At 59.4% G+C, this 392-nt stretch carries 1 protein-coding gene; it reads right to left on the bottom strand.

What is annotated here, in order from left to right; translation table 11 throughout:
- Positions 1-17: 17 nt before the first annotated feature.
- Positions 18-392 (bottom strand): nuclear transport factor 2 family protein (locus ACY35P_RS15680; protein WP_462116764.1); only part of this gene is annotated, 375 nt, incomplete at its 5' end.

Here is a 392-nt window from a genome sequence, read left to right as displayed (position 1 = left end):
GAGGCCTAACACCTGAGTTAAGCCGCGCCGCGAAGCGGCGTCGGCTTGGACGAATTGTTAGGCGGCACTTTCGGAGTGCTAGCTTTCGGATCGCTTGAATAGCGCGCCGAAACCTTCCATTCGCCGCCCACGTTCACCCAGACATCGGTGAGGAATGCATCCCCGCTGCGGTCGCGCCCGTTAACGGTGGCCCGCTGATTGTAGAACGAGCTCACCACAGCCACGTTGCCATAGCGCCGCACAACAACTTCCTTGAACGCGAAATCGTGAAGCTTGTACACGGTCGTTGCGTTCTGTAGCCACGTGGCGCGATCAGTAACGCTCAGACCAGCGGACTGTGCCACGGTGAGGGTGTAATCCGGAGCGAGAAACGACTCAAGCTTGGCTCCGTC

Source organism: Lysobacter xanthus (genome assembly GCF_047159895.1).
The sequence above is the reverse complement of the archived record's forward strand: the minus strand, read 5'-3'. Positions and strand labels throughout refer to the sequence as shown.